The 21,150-nt window shown below is 47.9% G+C and carries 26 protein-coding genes and 7 tRNA genes; 23 read left to right on the forward strand and 10 right to left on the reverse strand.

Going from position 1 to position 21,150, the window contains the following annotated elements; translation table 11 throughout:
- A complete protein-coding gene (gene gatB, locus QFX39_RS04155; protein WP_300477725.1) occupies window positions 1–1,350 on the reverse strand; it encodes an Asp-tRNA(Asn)/Glu-tRNA(Gln) amidotransferase subunit GatB in 1,350 nt (449 codons plus the stop codon).
- A gap of 80 nt (window positions 1,351–1,430) precedes the next feature.
- Complete coding sequence (locus QFX39_RS04160; protein ID WP_300477727.1) at window positions 1,431–2,432, reverse strand: radical SAM protein; 1,002 nt, start codon at window positions 2,430–2,432, stop codon at window positions 1,431–1,433.
- A 78-nt stretch (window positions 2,433–2,510) separates the two neighbouring features.
- Between QFX39_RS04160 and QFX39_RS04165 the strand changes: the two genes are divergently transcribed.
- The 11 genes from QFX39_RS04165 (at window position 2,511) to QFX39_RS04215 (ending at window position 5,442) form a co-directional block, all read left to right on the forward strand.
- Window positions 2,511–2,909 (forward strand): zinc ribbon domain-containing protein, encoded by a 399-nt coding sequence (locus QFX39_RS04165; protein ID WP_300477966.1) that lies wholly within the window; start codon window positions 2,511–2,513, stop codon window positions 2,907–2,909.
- A gap of 140 nt (window positions 2,910–3,049) precedes the next feature.
- Window positions 3,050–3,122, forward strand: a tRNA-Asn gene (locus QFX39_RS04170).
- A 4-nt stretch (window positions 3,123–3,126) separates the two neighbouring features.
- A tRNA-Ile gene (locus QFX39_RS04175) sits at window positions 3,127–3,200 on the forward strand.
- 18 nt (window positions 3,201–3,218) lie between these two features.
- Window positions 3,219–3,293 (forward strand) — tRNA-Glu (locus QFX39_RS04180).
- A gap of 44 nt (window positions 3,294–3,337) precedes the next feature.
- Window positions 3,338–3,421 (forward strand) — tRNA-Leu (locus QFX39_RS04185).
- 18 nt (window positions 3,422–3,439) lie between these two features.
- Window positions 3,440–3,515, forward strand: a tRNA-His gene (locus tag QFX39_RS04190).
- Window positions 3,516–3,710: 195 nt separating this feature from the next.
- Window positions 3,711–4,007 carry a hypothetical protein gene (locus QFX39_RS04195; RefSeq protein WP_300477729.1) on the forward strand — a complete coding sequence of 99 codons (297 nt, stop codon included), beginning with the start codon at window positions 3,711–3,713 and terminating at the stop codon, window positions 4,005–4,007.
- 99 nt (window positions 4,008–4,106) lie between these two features.
- Window positions 4,107–4,517, forward strand: a complete 411-nt coding sequence (gene hjc, locus QFX39_RS04200) for a Holliday junction resolvase Hjc (RefSeq protein ID WP_300477731.1) — start codon at window positions 4,107–4,109, stop codon at window positions 4,515–4,517.
- A gap of 46 nt (window positions 4,518–4,563) precedes the next feature.
- Window positions 4,564–4,635: transfer RNA gene (locus QFX39_RS04205), tRNA-Cys, on the forward strand.
- An 18-nt stretch (window positions 4,636–4,653) separates the two neighbouring features.
- A tRNA-Trp gene (locus QFX39_RS04210) sits at window positions 4,654–4,795 on the forward strand.
- Between the two features lie 26 nt (window positions 4,796–4,821).
- Window positions 4,822–5,442, forward strand: coding sequence for an MBL fold metallo-hydrolase (locus QFX39_RS04215; protein ID WP_300477733.1), 621 nt, complete (start codon window positions 4,822–4,824; stop codon window positions 5,440–5,442).
- A gap of 19 nt (window positions 5,443–5,461) precedes the next feature.
- Here QFX39_RS04215 and QFX39_RS04220 read toward each other — a convergent pair whose 3' ends face one another.
- From QFX39_RS04220 to QFX39_RS04240, 5 genes are all read right to left on the reverse strand, one after another.
- Window positions 5,462–5,731 carry a hypothetical protein gene (locus tag QFX39_RS04220; RefSeq protein WP_300477734.1) on the reverse strand — a complete coding sequence of 90 codons (270 nt, stop codon included), beginning with the start codon at window positions 5,729–5,731 and terminating at the stop codon, window positions 5,462–5,464.
- Window positions 5,721–5,963 carry a hypothetical protein gene (locus tag QFX39_RS04225; protein ID WP_300477735.1) on the reverse strand — a complete coding sequence of 81 codons (243 nt, stop codon included), beginning with the start codon at window positions 5,961–5,963 and terminating at the stop codon, window positions 5,721–5,723. The genes QFX39_RS04220 and QFX39_RS04225 overlap by 11 nt, the downstream gene beginning before the upstream one ends.
- Window positions 5,964–6,074: 111 nt before the next feature.
- Window positions 6,075–6,725 carry a TrkA family potassium uptake protein gene (locus tag QFX39_RS04230; RefSeq protein WP_300477737.1) on the reverse strand — a complete coding sequence of 217 codons (651 nt, stop codon included), beginning with the start codon at window positions 6,723–6,725 and terminating at the stop codon, window positions 6,075–6,077.
- Between the two features lie 116 nt (window positions 6,726–6,841).
- The gene (locus QFX39_RS04235; protein ID WP_300477739.1) at window positions 6,842–8,272 is read right to left on the reverse strand and encodes a TrkH family potassium uptake protein; all 1,431 of its coding nucleotides are present in this window, start codon (window positions 8,270–8,272) and stop codon (window positions 6,842–6,844) included.
- A gap of 148 nt (window positions 8,273–8,420) precedes the next feature.
- Window positions 8,421–8,642: a TRAM domain-containing protein gene (locus QFX39_RS04240; RefSeq protein WP_013296439.1), complete on the reverse strand. Its 222-nt coding sequence runs from the start codon at window positions 8,640–8,642 to the stop codon at window positions 8,421–8,423.
- Window positions 8,643–8,811: 169 nt separating this feature from the next.
- Here QFX39_RS04240 and QFX39_RS04245 point away from each other — a divergent pair, with 169 nt between their 5' ends.
- The 4 genes from QFX39_RS04245 to fhcD all read left to right on the forward strand — a co-directional run bounded on the left by QFX39_RS04245 (window position 8,812) and on the right by fhcD (window position 12,804).
- Window positions 8,812–9,285, forward strand: a complete 474-nt coding sequence (locus QFX39_RS04245; RefSeq protein WP_300477967.1) for a metallophosphoesterase — start codon at window positions 8,812–8,814, stop codon at window positions 9,283–9,285.
- Window positions 9,286–9,350: 65 nt separating this feature from the next.
- Complete coding sequence (locus tag QFX39_RS04250; RefSeq protein ID WP_300477742.1) at window positions 9,351–10,367, forward strand: UPF0104 family protein; 1,017 nt, start codon at window positions 9,351–9,353, stop codon at window positions 10,365–10,367.
- A gap of 183 nt (window positions 10,368–10,550) precedes the next feature.
- Complete coding sequence (locus tag QFX39_RS04255) at window positions 10,551–11,627, forward strand: PAS domain S-box protein (RefSeq protein ID WP_300477744.1); 1,077 nt, start codon at window positions 10,551–10,553, stop codon at window positions 11,625–11,627.
- A 283-nt stretch (window positions 11,628–11,910) separates the two neighbouring features.
- Window positions 11,911–12,804 (forward strand): formylmethanofuran--tetrahydromethanopterin N-formyltransferase, encoded by an 894-nt coding sequence (fhcD, locus tag QFX39_RS04260; RefSeq protein WP_300477745.1) that lies wholly within the window; start codon window positions 11,911–11,913, stop codon window positions 12,802–12,804.
- A 32-nt stretch (window positions 12,805–12,836) separates the two neighbouring features.
- On the opposite strand, the gene QFX39_RS04265 is transcribed toward fhcD, so the two are convergent.
- A complete protein-coding gene (locus tag QFX39_RS04265) occupies window positions 12,837–14,744 on the reverse strand; it encodes a 3H domain-containing protein (protein WP_367185382.1) in 1,908 nt (635 codons plus the stop codon).
- A gap of 136 nt (window positions 14,745–14,880) precedes the next feature.
- Between QFX39_RS04265 and QFX39_RS04270 the strand changes: the two genes are divergently transcribed.
- On the forward strand, window positions 14,881–16,383 hold the full coding sequence (locus tag QFX39_RS04270; RefSeq protein WP_300477747.1) for an NAD(P)H-hydrate dehydratase: 1,503 nt from the start codon (window positions 14,881–14,883) through the stop codon (window positions 16,381–16,383).
- A 102-nt stretch (window positions 16,384–16,485) separates the two neighbouring features.
- Here the strand turns inward: QFX39_RS04270 and QFX39_RS04275 are convergent, their stop codons facing one another.
- Entirely contained in the window at window positions 16,486–16,755 is a 270-nt protein-coding gene (locus QFX39_RS04275) for a pro-sigmaK processing inhibitor BofA family protein (protein WP_300477749.1), read from the reverse strand.
- On the reverse strand, window positions 16,755–17,939 hold the full coding sequence (locus tag QFX39_RS04280) for an argininosuccinate synthase (RefSeq protein WP_300477751.1): 1,185 nt from the start codon (window positions 17,937–17,939) through the stop codon (window positions 16,755–16,757). The genes QFX39_RS04275 and QFX39_RS04280 overlap by 1 nt, the downstream gene beginning before the upstream one ends.
- A gap of 212 nt (window positions 17,940–18,151) precedes the next feature.
- Between QFX39_RS04280 and QFX39_RS04285 the strand changes: the two genes are divergently transcribed.
- The 7 genes from QFX39_RS04285 to QFX39_RS04315 all read left to right on the forward strand — a co-directional run bounded on the left by QFX39_RS04285 (window position 18,152) and on the right by QFX39_RS04315 (window position 21,140).
- Window positions 18,152–18,883: a succinylglutamate desuccinylase/aspartoacylase family protein gene (locus tag QFX39_RS04285; protein WP_300477752.1), complete on the forward strand. Its 732-nt coding sequence runs from the start codon at window positions 18,152–18,154 to the stop codon at window positions 18,881–18,883.
- A gap of 43 nt (window positions 18,884–18,926) precedes the next feature.
- Window positions 18,927–19,592, forward strand: coding sequence for a metal-dependent hydrolase (locus tag QFX39_RS04290; protein ID WP_300477754.1), 666 nt, complete (start codon window positions 18,927–18,929; stop codon window positions 19,590–19,592).
- 103 nt (window positions 19,593–19,695) lie between these two features.
- Window positions 19,696–20,007: a monovalent cation/H+ antiporter subunit E gene (locus QFX39_RS04295; RefSeq protein WP_160322906.1), complete on the forward strand. Its 312-nt coding sequence runs from the start codon at window positions 19,696–19,698 to the stop codon at window positions 20,005–20,007.
- A gap of 10 nt (window positions 20,008–20,017) precedes the next feature.
- Window positions 20,018–20,275, forward strand: coding sequence for a monovalent cation/H+ antiporter complex subunit F (locus QFX39_RS04300; protein ID WP_300477756.1), 258 nt, complete (start codon window positions 20,018–20,020; stop codon window positions 20,273–20,275).
- A gap of 14 nt (window positions 20,276–20,289) precedes the next feature.
- Window positions 20,290–20,544 (forward strand): DUF2109 family protein, encoded by a 255-nt coding sequence (locus QFX39_RS04305; RefSeq protein WP_160323501.1) that lies wholly within the window; start codon window positions 20,290–20,292, stop codon window positions 20,542–20,544.
- On the forward strand, window positions 20,545–20,781 hold the full coding sequence (locus tag QFX39_RS04310; protein ID WP_300477757.1) for a DUF4040 domain-containing protein: 237 nt from the start codon (window positions 20,545–20,547) through the stop codon (window positions 20,779–20,781). It abuts the gene before it with no gap.
- Window positions 20,781–21,140: a cation:proton antiporter subunit C gene (locus QFX39_RS04315; RefSeq protein ID WP_300477972.1), complete on the forward strand. Its 360-nt coding sequence runs from the start codon at window positions 20,781–20,783 to the stop codon at window positions 21,138–21,140. The genes QFX39_RS04310 and QFX39_RS04315 overlap by 1 nt, the downstream gene beginning before the upstream one ends.
- The last annotated feature ends 10 nt before the right edge of the window (window positions 21,141–21,150 follow it).

The following is a 21,150-nucleotide window of genomic DNA, read 5'->3' on the forward strand; positions in this document are numbered from 1 at the left end:
TCAGATCCTTTCCTTTATCAGTTCAACTGTCCGTTCAGGCTCTGCCTTTCCCCTGGTGATTCTCATCACCTGCCCAACCAGGAAGTTTATGGCAGCCTCCTTGCCATCATGGTAATCCTGGACCGCCTGGGGATTTTCCCTTATGGCCTGCTCAACTGCCTCTATAACCTGGAATTCATCTATGATTCCTATGAGCCCCATTTTGGCGGCTATCTCCCGGGGGCTCCTGGTGTTAAATGGCATCTCCTCTATGATCTTTTTGGCGGCCTTGGTGGTTACCTCCTTCTTCTGTATCATCTCAAGGAGTTCCAAAATGTTCTGGGGTGTTATACCGCTTTCTGCAAAGCTCACCTTGTTGTAGTAGAGCACCCTTTTGAGTTCATCCCTCATCCAGAGAGCCGCGAACTCAGGGTCTATGGATGCCGCAACCTCCTCAAAGGCATCTGCAAGTTCCAGTTCTGAGGTCAGCACCCTTGCATCCTCCTCCCTTAAACCGTATTCCTCCATGAATCGTTTCACCTTGAGGTGGGGCGCCTCTGGTATTCCTTCCCTGATGCCATCCACCACTTCGCTTCCAAAGTGCATTGGGGGGAGGTCAGGATCAGGTATGTATCTGTAGTCCTCTGCCTCCTCCTTGAGCCTCATGGAAACGGTTATCATCTGGGATTCAAGAAATGCACGTGTTTCCTGTTTGACCTCAACACCCCTCTTGAGGAGGTTCTTCTGCCTCACCATCTCAAACTTAAGGGCCTTGTAGGCACCCTTTATTGAGTTTATGTTCTTTATCTCAACCCTGCGGCCCCCCTCGAGGGATATGTTGACGTCGGCCCTCATCGTGCCCTCCCCACGGGCACAGCCACTGTATTCCAGCACCCTTATGAGTTCCCTGAGGAAGTTTCTGGCCTCCTCGGGTGACCTCATGTCTGGCTCTGTAACAATTTCAATGAGGGGGATGCCTGACCTGTTGAAGTCAACCACACCGTGGTCCGGTTTATACTGACCGGGGTCCTCCTCTATGTGCACCTCCCTGATCCTGACGCCGTTGAGCTCCCCCCCGAGCCCAACGGGTATGGATGTCCTCTGGTAACCTGATGGGAGGTCCGGGTAGTTGTAGTGCTTACGCATGAAGTATGTGATCTCAGGGTTTATTCTGCAGTCAAGCATGAGGGCGATTTTCAGAGCCCCCTCAAGGGCACTCCTGTTTGGTGGATGTGGTTTTGCCCCTGGCTGGTTGAGGCACACCGGGCATATATTTGTGTTTGGTGGGGCGTCCTGGTAATCAGTCGGGCATCTGCAGAATAGCTTTGATCTGGTGTCAAGCTGAACATGAATTTCAAGACCACATTTCATCCTAATGGTTATTCCTCCTTTTCATGGTAACATGGTTCAACGTGATGGAAAGCATATCAGATTATATTATTATCATCAACTTAAAGCAATTTAAGATTTTTCAGACATCCTTTAACATACCTCTCTATGAAGGGGTCAATTTCAGGGTAGGATCTCCCCTTTCTGAGTCTCTCCACATCTGTGAATGTACCCGCAAGTCTCCTCCCGGCCCACCTAACCTCCTCCTCAACACGCTTTCCGTAGGAGGTCCCGAACATCTTGAAGAGGGGGAATTTGGTTATTCCATTGGCCCCGCTGAGGACTAGGGGACCTATGCTTCCCAGGTTATCCATCCAGGTCCCTGTGATGATTTCCAGGTCAGGGAACTCTATCCTTGTGGCGGCAACTGTTCCCGCATAATAGAGGGTGGCGGGCTGGGGTTGATTCTCAAATACCGTTCCCTCATGGGGGTTGAGGGCATAGAAGGTTACACGGTCTATTTCAAGATCCCCTATAAATTCGAAGAGGTATCTGAGGTCATCGGGTGTCTCACCGAGTCCCAGTATTATGGTGATGCCCTTCCTGAATCCCAGGGCCCTGGCTGTCTCAAGCATCTCAGCTATGTCTTCCCTGGGTTTGCTGGGGCACAGTTTACTCTGAAGGTCAGGGTTTGCAACCTCCAGCGCCCCGGTTATACCCTCCACCTCATCACCATATATTTCAAGATCGGTGGTTATACCTGTGTTCAGCCAGACAGGGGATCCTGTTACATCCCTTATCCTCTCTGCGATCTCCTTTATCTCCTCAGGGGAAAATGAACCATAGCCTCCTGATAGGAACTCTATGTTCCACCCCAGTCTCCTGCATATTTCGGCCTCTGCCAGTATGGCGTTGACGTTTCTTCTGGCCTTTGATGGTTCCCTTATACGTGGCTTCTGTGTGCTCATATAGCAGAAGGCACAGTCCCCCCTTTCACACCACCATGAGAGAAAAACCGCCCTTTCCAGTGTTATTATGTCCCCATGATGTTTGAGGGTGATTTCACTGGCCCTGTTCATCAATTTGAGTATATCCATTTCCTTCAGTGATTCTATAACATTCATATCTGACACTCTCTGCTCTGCAGAATACCTTTATAAACTTTCGTTGAGATAAGCTTTGATGTTGATACATTGAGGCTGATGGATATGGTTTACTGCCCCAGCTGTGGTGAAAGGAACAGGGAGGGCTCAAGGTTCTGCAGGAACTGCGGAACCCTCCTTGAGGAAAAACCACTCAAATCCAGGTTCATGTCTGGAGATTTCAGGGAAACCCCATTTAAAAGGGAGTTTCAGAGGAAAGAGTTCAGCGATGCCAGAAAGGAGGGGTTTGAGTGGGATACCGCCCTGCGCGGCGCACTGGTGCTTGTGATCCTCATGGTGATCCTTGGCAGAATATTTGGATTCATGGGTGCTATAGCAGCCCTCATGGTATCTGTAATCTATGTGCTTTCCTCCTCCAGGAGAAAGTCCCAGTCACTGATGATTGTGTTTGTGGCTCTTGTGATGGCAGCGACGGCATCAGCATTATTCAGCATATGACCCCATCCTCAGGGGGTGTCTGCAGAACCACTGCCAAACCGAAAACTTTATATATGATGGGTATAAATCTAATTGTACGCCTTGGGATGTGCACCACAAACCACTGGTTTGTTGCAAGCAAGGACTTGTACTTGGCAGGTGCCGCCGTAGCTCAGTAGGTAGAGCGTTCGGCTGTTAACCGATTGGTCACAGGTTCGAGCCCTGTCGGCGGCGTCATGGGCCCATAGCTTAGCCAGGTAGAGCGCCCGGCTCATAACCGGGCGGCCATGGGTTCGAATCCCATTGGGCCCACTTAATCGGTAATCAGAGGCTCCGGTAGTGTAGTCCGGCCAATCATTTCGGCCTTTCGAGCCGAAGACTCGGGTTCAAATCCCGGCCGGAGCATTTCTTACCTTTTATGATTATTCTTCATATTGAGCATCATTGCTGCGGGGGTGCCCGAGCTGGCCAAAGGGGACAGGCTTAGGACCTGTTGGCGTAGGCCTACCAGGGTTCGAATCCCTGCCCCCGCACTGTGATAGAATTCAACTGCCGGGGTGGGGTAGGTGGTTATCCTTCGGGACTGTGGATCCCGCGACTCGGGTTCAAATCTCGGCCCCGGCCCCATTCTCATCAATCATCTTCCTTCTGAAATTCCATTGAAAAAGGAAATTCGGGCACTCTCTGCAGCCACTAGCTGATCCCCAGAGTTTATTAATCATTCATGGAAAATTATTTATTAGGTTATGATGAAGATTTTCAGTACCGGTTGCTGATCACTAGTTGATAGGGTATGTATTCTAAAACGTCACGGCTGATTATATGATACGTATTGAAAGGACCTGCGCCTCCTTCAGGGCTACCGTGATCCATGAGGGCGGGGAGATAGGAATCATGGAGGGCATCTATCTGACACAGTGGTTCCTTAAAACAAGGTACCACTTTACAGGGACATTCATACGTTTCATGCCCTCTGATGAGAGGTTCAACAGGTCCGGTTTGACAGTTGACATCCATCTCCATGACCAGAATGTCATTGTAAAGGATGCGCTCATTGACTGGCTCAGTGACAGTGGAAGAGGGACCTTCAGGGCAAGGAGAATAGAGAGTGTTATTTAGCATGTTCAGGTTGTTATCTGGTGTTTCTGGGGCGAGGAGAATAGAGAGTGTTGTTTAGTGTATGTGGAAAGGAAGAAATGATGGTCTTAGGGTGTCTTCATGGTTAGGGATGGATCGCGGGGAGAGAGGGACCTTGTGAAACTCCTCTGGGAAAAGGATTTTGCGGCCATGAGGGCACCGGCATCTGGCGGGGCCACAAAGAAGCCCCTCCCTGATATCATTGCAGGGAACGGAGAGATATACCTTGCAATCGAGGTTAAGATGACATCCGGTGAGCGCATATACATTGATTCAGGGAAGATAAAGGGGCTTCTGGAGTTTTCAGAGATGTTCGGTGCAGAACCCTATATAGGGGTAAAATTCAGGTACCGGGACTGGATCTTTCTTTCACCGGCTGACCTTGAGATGACACCATTGGAAAATTACAGGCTTGACCTTGATATTGCCCTTGAGAGGGGCAGGGACATACATGAGATCACCGGCCGCGAAAGGCAGACCCGACTCAGATGAGGGGACCGCAAACTTTAAATAATAATTCGGATATTAGTTACTCTATGCCAAGGTAGCTTAGTGGCGAAGCGGTGGACTGCAGATCCATTACACGTGAGTTCAAATCTCACCCTTGGCTTCAACATTTCTATCAAATGGGGTCATGGTGTAACCAGGCTATCATCTGGGACTCCAGTTGTCTTTGAAGAAAATGCGCGCTCTGACTACAGTATGATGACCGATTGGAGTACTGAGACAAGAGAAATCCTAGGATCTGGGTTCAAATCCCAGTGACCCCATCACTCCCTTTTTCTGAGGCGCTTTCATGATACAGAAATTCGGTAATATAATAGCGATTGAAGGAACACTCTTTGATTCTAACATATACATCCTTGGAGACACGGTGGTTGATACAGGGACCGGAATGAACCCTGATAACCTCATGAGGAAGATAAGGGGGGCCGGTGTTGAGCCTGGCAGCATAAAACATATAGTGAACACCCACTGCCACTTTGACCATACCGGGGGAAACAGGCTCTTCGATGCAGATATAGCAATTCACAGCCTTGATGCAGAAGCACTCAGGGATGGGGACGATGCAAAGACGGTTGCCTACATGTTCTCGGCATCCATGGAGCCAATGGAAGTGGCCGTTGAACTCGGGGATGGGGACTTCATAGGCGACTTTGAGGTTATCCACACACCCGGCCACACACCCGGATGCATATGTCTGTATGATGGCAGATCCCTCATCTCAGGGGACACGGTTTTTGCTGATGGGGGATTCGGTCGGGTTGATGTTGGCGGAGACATAAATGAACTCGCAGAATCCATTAAAAAACTCATGAAACTCGACATCGAGCACCTGTTCCCTGGCCACGGCCCATGGGTTGATAACGGTTCAAGGCATGTGGAACTGGCCGCGGCCTTCCTTGGAATCGGGTAAAATGGTGTGGATCAGGGATTCAGGGTAATGTTATTTCCATCTTCTGTATGTAAACGGCCTTTATACCCGGTAATTTCCTGTCCCTGAGTTCAGGTGTGATTTTATCCACTGCAGGATAGAAATACTCCCCGTAAACCCTCACATGATCCCCGCTTTTCAGGGGACTTGCTGAACCATATTTAACAAGCACATAACCGGGTCCTGGGGATACACTGAGTACTATAAGGGTTACTGTTCTGTTGATACTTTCAAATTCATATTTCCTGAATATTATTCCATCAACCCACACCCTTCGCTCCTTTAGAAAGAATGGGTTTCTCCTCCACGTCTGATAGGTTGAGCTGAGAGCAGGTGTTTCTGTATGATATAATGGCCGTCCCATTCAACGGCTCAGGATAATCTACACCTTCATCAAGGGGTGTCTGGGTGTCGTCTGAAATCCAGCCCTCAAGGTAGGTGCCAATCAGAATACCTGTGACCAGTCCGGTGATGAGGCCAGCCATGAAGTACCATTTAACCATAGTTCACCACGTATAATCACAACTCTCCTTCGGGCTATAGCTTATAAGATCAGGTTGATCTTTGAGGGATTTATTCAGTAAAAGCAATGAAATTAAAAAGACTGAGGGTATTTAGCCTGTGAATTTCTTTGTAACCTCATTCACAGCCTCTGCCTTCACAAGTACGGATATCTTGGCTCCCCTCTCAAGAACCATGTCTGGCTGGGGTATGATGAGGTCCCCGTTACTGTATATGGCCACAATGATGTACTTTTCAGTTGGCGAAACATCCTTGACCTTTTTCCCAACAATTTTACTGCTCTTTATCTCCATATCAAGGATCTCGGCATCCCCATGCCCAAGGACGATGAGATCAGCCACCTTTGGCCTTGTTATCAGCTTCTCAAGGTAACCCGCAGCGGTCCTCTCAGGGCTTATAACGTGATCTATACCCACCTTCTTGAAGGCGTCCTCGTGGTCCGGGTTGCTGACCCTTGCTATGATCTTGGGTATGTTGTACTCCCTCACAAGTATACAGCTTAAGAGGTTGGCCTCATCATTTCCTGTGGCCGCAACAAAGACATCTGCATTGTTTATGTTGGCTTCCTCAAGGGTTTTTATGTCTGTGCCGTTACCGCAGATCACAAGGGCGTCCAGTTCAACCGCAGCATTTGCACAGAGTGTTTCATCATTTTCTATGAGAGTTACATCATTTCCATCTGATATAAGGAGGTTTGCGAGTGTTAAACCAACTCTTCCTCCACCCATTATAACAACATACATATCCACACCTTTCAGACTTCAGGCAGAATAAAGATAATCATTACTCGTGTTTACTTGTGTTAAACGCCATCATTAATAAGGTTTTTCAGTGAAGATCATGGGCATGTTCTCGGGTCTCAGCTAACCTTGAAGGCCTCCACAAAACCACGTATTAATACAAGAACAGGGATTATCTCGAGTCTTCCAAGCCACATGCTGATTATAAGGGCCATTTTCGGTATCAGGGGGAGATTGAAACTGGTTATCCCCATACTGAGCCCTACATTCCCCTGGGCAGAGGCCGCCTCAAAGAGGGAGTTGAGGGGGTCATATCCATAGGTTACAAGAACCGACCATGTGAAAAAGAGAAGGATAAAGTAAAGACTTATGTATGACCCTGCCTCCCTTATTTCAGCGTCACTCACAGACTTGCATGATATCTTTCTCGGTATAACCGAACCCTCAGGTGCCAGTATCCTCATGATGTCCCAGTAGGCACCCTTAAGCACAGTTATGACACGGATTATCTTCACAGCCCCCGTGGTTGAACCTGCAGCCATACCCGTGAGCATGCATATTATGAGAACTATCTTGAAGTATCCTGACCAGGCAACCATCTGACTGGTTGAACTTATACTTGAACCGGTGCAGCTGAGGGCCGATATCACATGGTAGATGGATTCAATGGGGGCCACATCCCCAACGTAAACCGAAAGGACCGTGAAGAGGATTATAAATGCAAATGTTGCCTGCAGCTGTATATCCCTCAGAACATTTGAGAATCTACCCTTTATTGCCTGGTAGTGTACAAGGAAGCTTGTCCCCCCAAGTATCATGAGGAACATGGTTACAAGGTAGACGGCATCGCTACGGTAGTAGCCGATGTTGAGGTTCTTTATGGACATTCCCCCGGTTGAGAGGTTCGTGAGGGTGTTGTTGATGGCATCAAAGAGGGGCATCCCTGTCAGCCCATAGAGAACGATCCCGAGGACCGTGTAGGTGAGGTAGATCCACCAGATAGTCCTGACGGTGTTTGCTATGCTGGGTTTTATCCTTTCCTCCCTTGCCTCGGACTTGTATAAACGCGCAGCAGCCGTACCGGGCCTTATAAGGACACCTATAACAACTATAACAACACCAAGTCCACCAATCCACTGTTCAAGGCTTCTTAAGAATAGAATTGATTTTGGGAGCGCTTCAACGTTGGAGAAAACTGTGAGTCCACTGCCTGTCCAGGCGGACATGTTCTCAAAGAAGGCATTTGCAAAATCGATGTTAAGGGCTGACATCATTATTAGGCTACCTATGAATCCAGCCCAGAGCCAGGCAAGACATGCAACCATCATACCATGTTTCAGGCGTATGGCGCATTCCTCAGGGGAATATCTCTTGAGCACAGTCCCAATGCTCAGGGAGATAATTGAGGGCACAATAAAACTTAAAAAATCGCTTTCACCGTAGATCAATGCAACAATTAGGGGTAATGCAACAACGAAGCCTATCCCCTGCATTATATTGCCAAGATACTTTCCAACGGTAAAAAGGTCCCTCTTTCCAACGTATCTCATGTTACCATATAAAGAATGGGGTTGTTTCAATATAAATTTTTAGAATAACAGATAAAGAAGTGGTAATACTCCAATTGGGGAGTAGGCAAAAAATAAAGTTCTTTGGGTAGATATAATCTACTCCAGTTTATATAAAATTCAATCCAGTTTATTCTACAACTTCAGCGAAAGCAAACTTGCGCCTGGTTGCACTTATCCTTATTTTAACTTCGTCTCCGACACCTGCACCAGGTACAAAAACAACAAAACCTTCAACACGGGCTATTCCATCGCCATCTCTGCCGAGGTCTTCAATTTTAACTTCATACTCCTCACCAACATTGACTGGTGTGGAGTAGGTTTCCTTCCTGTAGTAGCTATCTCCAAACAATTCATCACATCCTTAAGTAGGGACGCACAAAATCATATAATTACTTCCAACCAGAAACAGTAAGAAACAATCAATGACCTCACAGCATCCCATACATAAACTTAAACATCATAGTATATAAATGTATGTAGGATCACTGTATCTTTTGCGGGTGGTTTGTTTGATAGGAATGGTGGCTGATTCGCATGATAACCTTGATTCAATAAGGAAGGCGGTCAATTTATTCAACAGGGAATCTGTGGACCTTGTTATACATGCAGGGGATTTAATATCTCCATTCACTGCACAGGAATTTGGAAGGCTTGAGATGAGATTTGAGGCCATATTTGGAAACAATGATGGTGAAAGGGATGGGCTGCGTGCAGCGTACTCTGAAATCACAGAGCTATCTGAATTCAAGGAACTGGAATTTGACGGCCTGAAAATAGCTGTTATACATGGCCATAACAGGCAGATCCTTGACTGTATTGCTGGATGTGGTAGATACGACCTTGTGGTAACCGGCCACACCCATGAAAAGAGCCTTGTGAGTGCAGAAACCATAACGGTTAATCCGGGCGAACTCTGCGGTTACCTTTCAGGGGAGAGTACGCTGGCGCTCTTTGAGACAGACCGGCTTTCCTGTGAATTTGTAAGGCTTTGATTTGCTCTATTACACAGACAGGTTTTCTGGTAAGGCTTTGATTTAAAAGGATATCGATGGTTTAAATGAAACACAAAGGCGCAATTCTTATTGCAATAGGGGTACTGGCCCTTGCGGTTATGATATTCGTCATAGGGCCTGGAGAGATTGAGGAGGCCCTAAGAAGGGCAGACCCACTCTATGTAATCATGGCAGTTGCCCTTGAATTCATAATTCTCGGTCTCTTCACCGTGAGGTGGGCCATTACCACAGGGGCTGTTTCAATAAACATAAAAAAGAGGCACCTCTTTCCAATGTTACTTGTGGGAATGGCCATAAACAACCTCACCCCGAGTGCAAGGGGCGGGGGAGAACCTGTAAGGGCATATATACTTGGAAAATACTCCAGGGCTTCAATGGAGGCTGCCTTTGCAACTGTAATAGCAGACAGGGGTCTTGACACATTTCCATTTATCTTCCTGGCCATACTCACCATAGTCGCAATAGTCCTCTACTTTGAACTGTCACCATGGATAGTGGCCGCACTTATAGTTTCGGTTATAATAATAACCGCCGCCTTCCTCCTGGCCCTCTACATATCCATTGACAGGGAGTCCGGTGAGAGGATACTTGGGTGGGTACTTGGCATTGTAAGGAGGTTCTACAGAAAGAACTATGAAAAACTTGAAAAAAGATTAATGAATGCCCTCAGGGAATTTCAGAGTACCATGAGGATAATGCTGGCTGATAGGGGAGTGCTGATGTATGGGATACCACTTTCATTCCTCCTATGGATCCTTGAGATCATAAGGGTATACCTGGTATTTGAGGCATTTGGCACAAGCGTCTCACTTATTGTGATAGCAGAGGTCTTCATACTGGCAACACTCATTGGCATGATACCCCTACTTCCAGGGGGTCTTGGCGCCGTTGATGGGGTTATGATAGTCTTCTATTCGGCAACGGGGGTATCACCCTCTGTCAGCGCAGCTGTAACTGTGGTTGAGAGACTCATATCCTTCTGGATGATCTCAGCTATGGGTGTGGCATCTATACCCTACTTTGGGGCGTCTGTATCTGAGAAACTGATGGAGAAACTTTAGGGGGTCAGCATACTACTCCTTTGACCACTCTGGTAAGTATCTGGGAAACTGATGAAAATAAAACTTCAGGATTATTGTGAAATCTCAGGATTATTGTGAAATCTGGCACAACACTGGAAAAAGATTTATGGGCCAATAATCAGATTTATAGATTGACATCTGTAGCAGGTTAGGGGGATAATCATGCTTGAAAGGGTTTTCTTAACCGATAAGTTACATGACGAAAAAATGTATGAGAACCTTGTGGAGGAGATACGCTCATCACTGGATTACCTAAACCTCCTTCTGGAATCTTCTGAGCCCTGGATATTACAGGACATAAATGGTTTCATACTTGACCTGAGCAATTCCTTCGCTGATAAGCTGGGTTACGATCCTGATAGTCTTAGGGGAAGGTACCTTCCAACATTGAGGTCGATTCCCCTCATTCAGAAGTCCAGGCTGAGGATAATACTCGACCGTCTGGCTGAGGAACCCCGCCCATGCACCACCATCATGGAGTTCATGGACGCGGATGGTCGGGATGTGCCACTTGAACTGAGTTTCAGGCCCCTTGAACTTTCAGGCCAGGATTTTATTCTTGTAACTGCAAGGGATGCTTCAGAAAAGCTTCATGAGGTGGCCAAGCTTCGGGGAGAGATAGCTGAACTGAAGAAGACAATAAATGGCCTCTACAGGCAGATAGACAGAAACCTTCAGCTTATTACAAGCATAGTTAATCTTCAGTTCCCGTATATAAAGGACGGGGATGATTATGAACTCCTCAGGGATACCCAGAATCGTCTAAGGTCAATAAGGAAAGCTTATGAGAAGTTTATCCATGAGGGTTCCTTTGAGTCAATAAACTTTGCAGGCTATGCCAGGAGCATTGTTTCAGGTATTTTAAGTACATACTCCCCTGAACCAGGAAATGTGAGACTTGAGATGTACTTTGAGGATGCTGAAATGGGCCTTGACCTGGCGGTGCCCCTTGGAATGATACTCTCAGAGTTACTATCCAACAGCTTCAGACACGCCTTCCCCGAGGGACAGGATGGAAAGATAAGGGCTGTTTTCAGGAATAAGGATGACCACTACATGCTTGAGGTCAGGGACAATGGTTGCGGCTTCCCTGAGGATGTGGACTTTGAAAATGCAGATTCACTGGGTCTGCAGCTTGTAAGGAGTTTACTGAACCAGATAGAGGCAAACGTTGATTACAGGCTCTCACCTGGAACATGTTTCAGAATAAAGGTACTGAAGCCCGCTGATGGTGAATGAAGCACATCAGCTGGATTAAGCCTACCTGAGTACGATTCCAGCAATTCATTACTTTGATCAGTTCAACTGATTTGTAAGGTTCCTACTAAAAATCACTTTTAATTCTGTAAAAGGTTTGCAGATTTAGAGTGCCCTTTTAGTACTCTTAATTCTGTAAAAGGTCTTGCAGATTCATTTAAAGTGACAATGGAGTGTTGAGAAGTTTTGGAACGGGCCTTAATACTTAAACAAAAGTAGAAAAATATATTAGCACTTCTTCCACTAAATCAACTAGGTGATAATTATGGAGATAAATGGTGTTGAAATAGAGGATACATTTGCAGAGGCCTTCGGTATCAAGGTTTCAAGGGTCCTTGTAACCGCAGCAACCAAAAAACTTGCAAAAATAGCTGCAACCGAGGCAACAGGTTACGGCACATCTGTTATAGGGTGTCCTGCAGAGGCAGGTATAGACTGCTACGTCCCACCAGAGGAGACTCCTGATGGAAGGCCTGGATACATAATAATGATCTGCAACCCATCAAAGAAGAACCTGGACCATGAACTACTTGAAAGGATAGGGATGGGTATACTGACAGCACCAACAACCGCAGTATTCGATGCTCTCGATGACGAGGACGAGAAGCTCAATGTGGGATTCAAACTCAAGTTCTTCGGTGATGGCTACGAGAAGGAACTTGAAATTGATGGAAGGAAAATCCACTCAATCCCGATAATGTCAGGGGACTTCCTCATTGAAAGTGAATTTGGAATAAAGGACGGGGTTGCAGGTGGAAACTTCTTCATTCTGGGTGACAGTCAGGCATCAGCTCTCCTTGCAGCCCAGGCAGCAGTGGATGCGATAGCTGCAGTTGAAGGCACCATAACCCCATTCCCTGGTGGTGTGGTGGCTTCAGGTTCAAAGGTTGGATCAAACAAGTACAAGTTCCTCAACGCCTCAACCAATGAAAAGATGTGCGTGACCCTCAAGGATGAGGTTGAGGGCAGTGAGATACCTGAGAACGTCAACGGGGTATATGAGATAGTTATAGATGGTGTCAACGAAGAAGCTGTAAGGGAGGCAATGAAGGAGGGTATAAAAGCTGCATGTACCGTTCCAGGCATAATTAAGATAAGTGCAGGGAACTACGGTGGCAACCTTGGAGCATACCAGATAAAACTCCACGAACTCTTCTAAATTTCTATTTTTTTCTCTTCAGAATGACATTTTTATTCTATGCAGAACTTCTCCATCATTTCACTCTCAACTATTTTCCAGATCTCATCTTCAGAGAGGTTAACACCAAGGAGCACACCCCTCTTTTCAAGGTCCCTCTCAATCTTCTTTATAACCTTAACGTCACTTGCAGCGACGGTGTGTGAGTGTATATTCCTTGATATGCTGTACAGGGCCTTCAGGGATCTCCTGGCGTCTGGTTTTTCAAGTTCCTCCTTGCACCTCCGGAGGTCATCCATGTTCCTTATGTTGAGGTTCCTTGTGACCACCTGCCTCACACCTGGAAGGTAGTGCTTTGAGTCAAGGATTCGGCCACCCCTCCCTATAATTGTCTCCTTGTCGTCCATGTTACCCAGGTCATGTTTGAGGAGCATCTCCACAACCCTTCCTGATTCCTGTATTATGGATTTGATCTCAGCAAGGTCCAGATTAACCCCTATGAGGAAACCCTCCTTTCTGAGTTCCTCCTCCACCCTATCAAGGCTCTTTGCGTCCGGTCCTGATATTCTGTGTGTATGTATGCCTCCACCTGAGAGGGTGTAGAGTCTGTCAAGGGATTCCAGTTTACGGGAGTCACTTCTGAGAGTTTTTAGGAAGCGGTCTATATCATCCATTGAGTCAACACCCATGTTTCTTCTGAGGGGCTCTGAGAAACCTGGAAGGTAGTACTCTATGTCCTCGATTGTGCAGCCATTCTTTATTATGATCTCCGCTTCCCTTCTTATGTCATCCACGCCGTGGTTTTCAACAATAGTCATCTCAGGCTTAATTATTATCTCAACAAGCCGCCCGTGCTTCCTTGCAACCTCCTTTATCTCACTGTCATCGAGGTTAACCCCGAGAAGGATGCCCTCCTCTCTGAGTTCATTTATGACCTTATCTATACTTTCCAGGTCTGGCCCGGATATCCAGTGGGAGTGTATTCCGCTCACCGACTCATAGATCCTTGTAAGGGAGCTCTTCCTGGCGGGGTCCCCCTCAAGGGCATTTAAAAACCTTTCAAGTTCCTTCCTTTCGGATACCCCGATCTTTCTGACAAGGGGCTCCTTGAACTCAGGGAGGTGATACTCTATATCCTCCAGTGTGCAGCCATACTTGAGTATTATCTCTGCCTCCCTTCCAATATCCTCAACGTCATGCTTAACTGTTATCTTCACCATTGTGGGCTCCATGGCTGCAAAGTAGATGTCCTCACCCCCGCTGATCTCAGGGGAGATCACACGGTTGGCCCCTGCACGGTAAAGCCTCTTTATGTTTTCCCTCTTACTGGACCTTGTCACGATCCATATATCCGGATTCAGCTCCCTGCAGGTGAGGGTTATGAAGAGGTTGTCAACATCATCCCCGGTTGTTATTATAACCCCACGGGCCCTCTTTATGCCGGCAGCCCTGAGTGTATCCTCATCTGTGGCGCTTTCAGGTATTGCAAGTACGTTGGGGTCCTCCCAGAGTTCCTTCTCCACTATTTCCCGGTCCTTCTCAATTATTATGGTCTTCTGATTCCTTTTCTGGAGTTCCTTAAAAACGGCGGATCCAACACGGCCAAAACCACAGAGAATGAAGTGGTTGTTCATTGACTGCATTAACCTCCGTATCCGGGCACCTGATATGGTCTCCTGCAGTGTCATCGTGATCACCGAAACGGTTAAGCTTAGAACATAGGCTATGAGTCCCACACCACCAAGGGCAAGGGTAACAGAGAATATCTTCTGGGATACCGTGACGGGTGTTATGTCCCCGTAACCCACAGTGGCGATGGTGATCACCGTGAAGTAGATGGCATTGTAGAGGTCAAGACCCATTATGTACATTGAGCCAAGTATACCATAAATTATGAGAGCCGCCAGAGCCGCGAGGGCATAGTATATGACTGATAGGGGAACGTATGGAATATTCTCCACCAGATTCCTTTTGGGTGGCATGGGAAACCTCGCCTCTTGATATGTTAAATATCTGTCAGTCAATAATATAAATTCAGAGTATCTGGAGTGGGGGCTCTGGAATTAACCCTGAAATTATAAGGATGGTGAAACAGTCATGAAGCCGATTGACATGGGAGCAGCGGATATTAATGCGGAGTACCTTGGTATTCCAAGACTTTCCCTTATGGAGAATGCTGGAAGGGCAGTTGCAGAGGAGATAGGGAATTATGCGGATGGAGGAAGGGTCGTATTATTTTGTGGATCAGGGGGAAATGGTGGTGATGGGTTTGTTGCCGCACGGCATCTCCTTAACATGGGATTCGAGGTTGAGGTTCTCCTACTCGCGCACCCCTCAAGGATAGGGTCCAGGGAGGCACGGCGTAACTGGGATGTTCTCATGGCCATGCAGCCGGAGCCGGGCATACTCGGTGTAAGGGCAGTCAGTGATTCATCTGAGCTCTTCCCTGTGGATGCAGATGTGGTTGTTGATGCAGTACTTGGCACGGGTGTCCGGGGGGTTATGAGGGAACCATCAAGGTCAGCCATTGAACTCATAAACCGTTCAGACGCATTTAAGGTTTCTGTGGATATACCGAGTGGACTCAGCCCAGAGACAGGGACCGTGGATGATGTTGCTGTATCTGCAGATCTCACAGTGACTTTTCACAGGATGAAGGATGGACTTGAAAAGGCGGATCCTGCCATCACAGGAGAAATCGTGGTGAGGGACATAGGGATACCAAGGGCAGCCGAGGTGTTTGTGGGTCCGGGGGATCTCCTAAGGATACCCTCAAGGAGCCCTGAGAGTCATAAGGGGGAAAACGGGAGGGTTCTGGTTATCGGTGGAAGCCATCACTACTCAGGGGCCCCTGCACTCGCAGCCATCTCAGCCCTAAGGGGAGGTGCAGACGTTGTAACCGTTGCAGCACCGGGCAGCGCAGCCAGCGCCATCAAATCCATCGCACCTGATCTAATAGTCAGGAAACTTGAGGGTAAATATATAGGGCCAGGGTCCCTGGGGGAGCTCCTGGAACTTGCAGAAAATGCCGATTCTGTTCTTGTGGGCTGTGGGGCTGGCAGACACCAATCAACATCAGAAACTTTCAGAGAACTTATTGGAGCACTCCAGGAGATGGGGAAACCCCTGGTACTCGATGCCGATGCACTCAGGCTGATTGATTACTCCCATGTCAATGACTACAGGGATCTAACTGTAACTCCACATATGGGTGAATTCAGGGAGTTCTTTAAACTCAGATCCGAGATATACGCTGATTTCAGTGAACAGGTGGCTGCCTTCAGCTCTGTTTCCTCAAGGATAAGGGGAACGGTACTTCTGAAGGGCCCTGTGGACATGATATTCCAGGGTGACAGATTCCGCCTCAACAGGACGGGCTGCCCGGGGATGACTGTGGGCGGCACAGGGGATTGCCTTGCTGGTTTAACTGCAGGTCTGCGTGCAATGGGGCTTTCAGCATTTGATTCCGCCTCACTTGCAGCATTCATAAATGGCAAGGCAGGGGAACTTGCAATGGAGAAATTTGGAACAGGATTTTTAGCATCAGATCTCCATGATTTTATTCCAGGGGCAATGGATATGCGGACCTATGGTTTCTGAGCCATCAAAAAGTGAGAGTTGAATTAATAGCTTACGGGGGCTTAAAGGGGCCTCCTTTACACTGCGCCACCAAAGATAATAATTGAATCAAAGGGGGCATCCTCAGACCAGCCCAAGGATGTTTCCAATGAGGAGTATCCCGACTCCTGTCACCCCACCAAAACCAGCCACAAGGACTGTGAGAAGGTTGATGGGGATGTTTACGAATGGCAGTATATTGATACCAAAAAGAAGAAAAATACCAAGCACTATGTTTCCTGCAAGTGCCAGTATCTTCCTTCCAACACCAAAAAGTATTCTGAGGGACGCAAGACCCCCTGCAATTATGAATGTGGCAACCACAATGAGAACAAGGAATGAGAACCCTTCCATCAGTTCTCCTTCCTGCACACCCGGTTGTATATCCCGGCCTGGAGGGCGTAGTTCTTGACCATTCCTGCCATCTCCCTCTGGTCGAGGGTCTTGTCCTCAAAGGATACTATCTCCTCACTGTAGAGGCTGTAGGGTGACTTTCTGCCTATGACTCGCATACTGCCCCGGTGTAGTTTGACCCTTACCATTCCGGTTACGCGCCTCTGCATGTGGTTTATTGCCATGTCAAGGTCCTCACGGAGGGGGTCATGCCAGAGTCCACTGTAGACGAGTTCAGCGTAGGTGCCACTGATTATATCTGCAAATCGGATCTCACTCCTTGTAAGTGTCAGCTGCTCAAGGGCCCGGTGGGCCTCCAGGAGGAGGAAGGCTGCGGGTGTTTCATAGACCTCCCGGCTCTTCATACCTATGATACGGTCCTCCATGATGTCAACCCTTCCAATCCCGTGTTTACCGGCGATTTCATTTGCAAGGCCTATGAGTTCAAGGGGTTTCATCTCATCACCATTCAGTGCAACGGGGACACCCTTCCTGAATTCAATCTCGACCACCTCTGGTTCTTCAGGGGTTTTATCGATGGGCCTTGTCCACTGGAATGCGTCCTCAGGTGGCTCCACCATGGGGTCCTCCAGGATGTCGCCCTCTATTGCGCGCCCCCAGAGGTTTTCGTCTATACTGTAGAGCTTATTGGATGGGAGTGGTATGCCGCAGGATCTGGCGTATTCCATCTCCTCTGTCCTTGTGAGGTTCAGGTCCCTTATGGGTGCGATGACCTCAAGGTCCGTCCTTGACCTTATAACAGCCTCAAAACGGAACTGGTCGTTCCCCTTACCTGTGCACCCATGGGCTATTGCAGACGCGCCCTCGGATTCGGCCACCTCAACTATCTTTTCTGCTATGAGGGGTCTTGCAAGGGCCGTGCTGAGGGGGTAGCCCTCGTATACTGCATTTGCCTTTATGGCGGGGAATATGTAGTTCTCTGCAAACTCTTCCCTTGCATCCACTGTGTGGTGTTTATAGTTCCCGAGTTCCTCTGCAACCCTCGCCGGTCTTTCAACCTCCTCCCGCGGCTGACCAACATCCACGCAGGCCGTTATGACTTCCATACCGTATTTTTCCTCAAGGAGCTTGATACATACAGATGTGTCAAGACCTCCACTGAAAGCAAGAACCACCTTATCCATAACAATCACCTTATAAGAATCAAATACCCATGTTTTTATTACCAGCATTATAGATATAATGGCTAGGTGTTATTAAGTCTGTCCCCGGTGCAGCTGGAGACCCATATATGGATGGGGTCAAGGTGCTATCCCCACTTCCGGTGAACTGAGAGACCTGCACCGGGAACCTCTGATACTCTCTTAGGTTTATGGTTCTGTGCGTGGTGACCTTGATGTTTGTGAGGGAGGACTCGATTAAAATTTCAACTGTACATGAGGGCTCGGGGGGTGATGTTACCCTCAATGATGCCCTACGGCCACATTTAAGCTCAGAACTTTCCCTTGAACTGGCAGGGTACTCACGTCAGGGTACAGTGATGCTCACCCTTGGAGCGGGGAGGCCAGTGGTGATGATAGTGGCGGGGGTCCATGGCAATGAGATACCCCCCCAGGTAGCGGCTGTAAGGCTTTCAGAACAGCTCTTATCCATGGATATCAGGGGTACCGTTCATGTGATACCATTTGCCGCCCCATGGGCAACGATGAAGAACAGCAGGTGGTTCAGGGGCCATGATCTGAACCGCTCAGCCAGCATTGATGGGTCTGTAACAAATTCCATATTCAGGAGGGCATGTGAGATGGGAGTGGATGCCCTTGCAGATTTCCACTCAACTGCACCTGGGAGTAAACCCGGTGTTGAGGGTGTTTTCTGTTCAGAGGAACCTGAACACGAGAGCCTGGAGATAGCCCGTTACATAACTTCAAGGACTTCATCAAAACTTCTATGCTATGAGAGGGCGTCTTCCCATTACAGGGGGGCCCTTGAGGATGAATGCAATCTTGCAGGCATCCCATCTGTAACCTGTGAGGTTTTATCTGAGAATGGAGTTGTCAGGGATGGCAGTGACAGGAGGTCGCTCCTGCAGATGAGGCTTTTCCTGAAGTACATGGGTATTCTATCATGATGAGGTGTTTGGATGTGTTCCTTCAGTAGAGCGGGGTGGGTCAGTGTCCTCATATAAGAAACATGCCGCATTTTCAATCATAATGGCGTCCCCGATTTTCCAGGCGGTTTTTCCGGTTGCACTGGCGCTTCTGGGGGCCATGATTCCAGATATGGACCATGAGGTTAAATCAGAGAACGTTTCAACTGTGTTTCTTTTTGGACTTGTGATATTCCTTGTATTTTATATCCTGGGTCTCCCCTACCTTGCGGGGATTGCCCTCATGGATCTTGCCCTCATATTCTACCTTTCAAGGCACAGGGGATTCACACATTCAATTCTGGGGGCCCTCATAATCTCTGCCTGCCTGACGGTATTTGTTCTATCAATGTTCTTCCTTCTCAGGTCACTGGGCCTTGATGGGAAGGCATCAATCATGGTGATACTCACGGTTCTGGGTTTCATGTTCCTTAACAGGGTGATGATCTTACCATTCGTACTTCTGACTCTCCTAGGGGTTTTCCTCACCGATTTCCCTAAAATGGATCTCTACACAATAATGGGGCCCCTCCTCATCGGCTTCATCAGCCATGATGTCCTTGATTCCTTCACACCATCAGGGGTCAGGTTCATGAGGCCCTTCTCAGGGAGAACCTTCAGAAGGGGTTTTGGAGTCCTTATACTGATTTTCTGGGTCCTTGTGGTACTCTACGTGCTCCTGTCGCTGTAATCAACGAGCATCACATTTTTATTACGATTTATATAGAAAACTTTATATTATCATAAATAATCATGTTAATTAGAACTGGTACTAAAGAGAAGGGAGCTATAAAATGTTTATCACAAGGATTCTGTACGGTATCGCCTACTTCCTGGTCCTGATATATGAGATACTTAAGGCAACAGCTGACGTGGCAGTAAGGACACTGAATGGAAACATTGAGCCTGTAATAGTGGAAATAGAGACTGAACTCACAAGGCCAGTGTCCCAGACGATACTTGCAAACAGCATAACCCTCACACCAGGAACACTTTCGGTTGACCTTGATTCTGAGAACAGAATCCTGAAGGTCGCTGCAATATGTCCCCGCAGCAGGGAGGATATAATACCATTCGAGCCCTACATAAGGGGGATGCTTGAATAGGGGGTTTTTCATGGATCTGCTGATGATATCAGAATATATTCTCATGGCTTCACTGGCAGTATTCTCCATTGCAGCGGTGAGGATAGCAACAAGAAAGAGCATAGGGATGGGCCTTGTTGGTATATCCGCGCTCAGCCTGGCCATCGCAACGATACTCATACTCATAAACAGGATCTATGGGGTTGGCTTCTGCCGTGATATAGCCTACGCCCTTGTTCTTCTGGGGCCAGTTGGCACCATAGCATTTGCGAGGGTTCTGAGGGGTTGATAGAAGTGTACATCATGATTTTAAGGTCCGCTATCCTGATCATTTCATCCATACTCGTGATACTGGCAGCCATAGGTATACTCAGATTCAGGGACGATATAGAGAGGGTCCTGTATGCAAGGATCCACGTCCTCGGTATTGCCGATGTTGCATGCATACTGGCACTCCTCGCCCTTGGAGAACCACTCCTGGCCGCAACATACTTCATACTGGCACCATTCGTCTCACATGCAATAGCAAACGCCCACTACCATGGGGAGGGGGATTAGATGATCGAATACGTGATAATGATCATAGCAATACTTGGAGCGGTGCTTGCACTGGTCCAGAGGGACCTCCTGAAGGCAGCAATACTCACAGGGGTCCCCGGGGCTGCGATAGCCGCCATTTACCAGCTGCTACTGGCACCTGATGTGGCACTGACACAGGCGATAGTTGGATCCGCAATTATACCTGTCTTCTTTGCACTTGCTGCTTACAGGACAATGAGAATGGAGGAAGAATGATGATCTCTCTACAGCTGGCATCCCTACTGACCGCAGGAAGTCTCATGGTCATAGGCGCTGTGGCCGTGATATTCATAGACAACCTCATAAAGAAGGTTATAGCCCTTTCATTCATAGCCGACGGCGTTAACCTCTTCCTTGTGACACTGGGCTACAGGCCTGGAGGTGTGGTCTACATTTACCTCCCAGGAATGTCAGGGACATGGTTTGCACAGAACGCATCCTACCCGCTGCCATTTGCACTTGTACTCACAAGCATAGTTATAGGGGCCAGCACCCTTGCTGTGATGCTCGGCATAATAATAATCCTTTACCATAAACACGGCACCATAAGCGCGTCCAAGGTGCTGGAAGAGTGAAAAATCAGGA

The sequence above is a fragment of the Methanothermobacter sp. genome (assembly GCF_030055425.1).
Taxonomy (GTDB): Archaea; Methanobacteriota; Methanobacteria; order Methanobacteriales; family Methanothermobacteraceae; genus Methanothermobacter.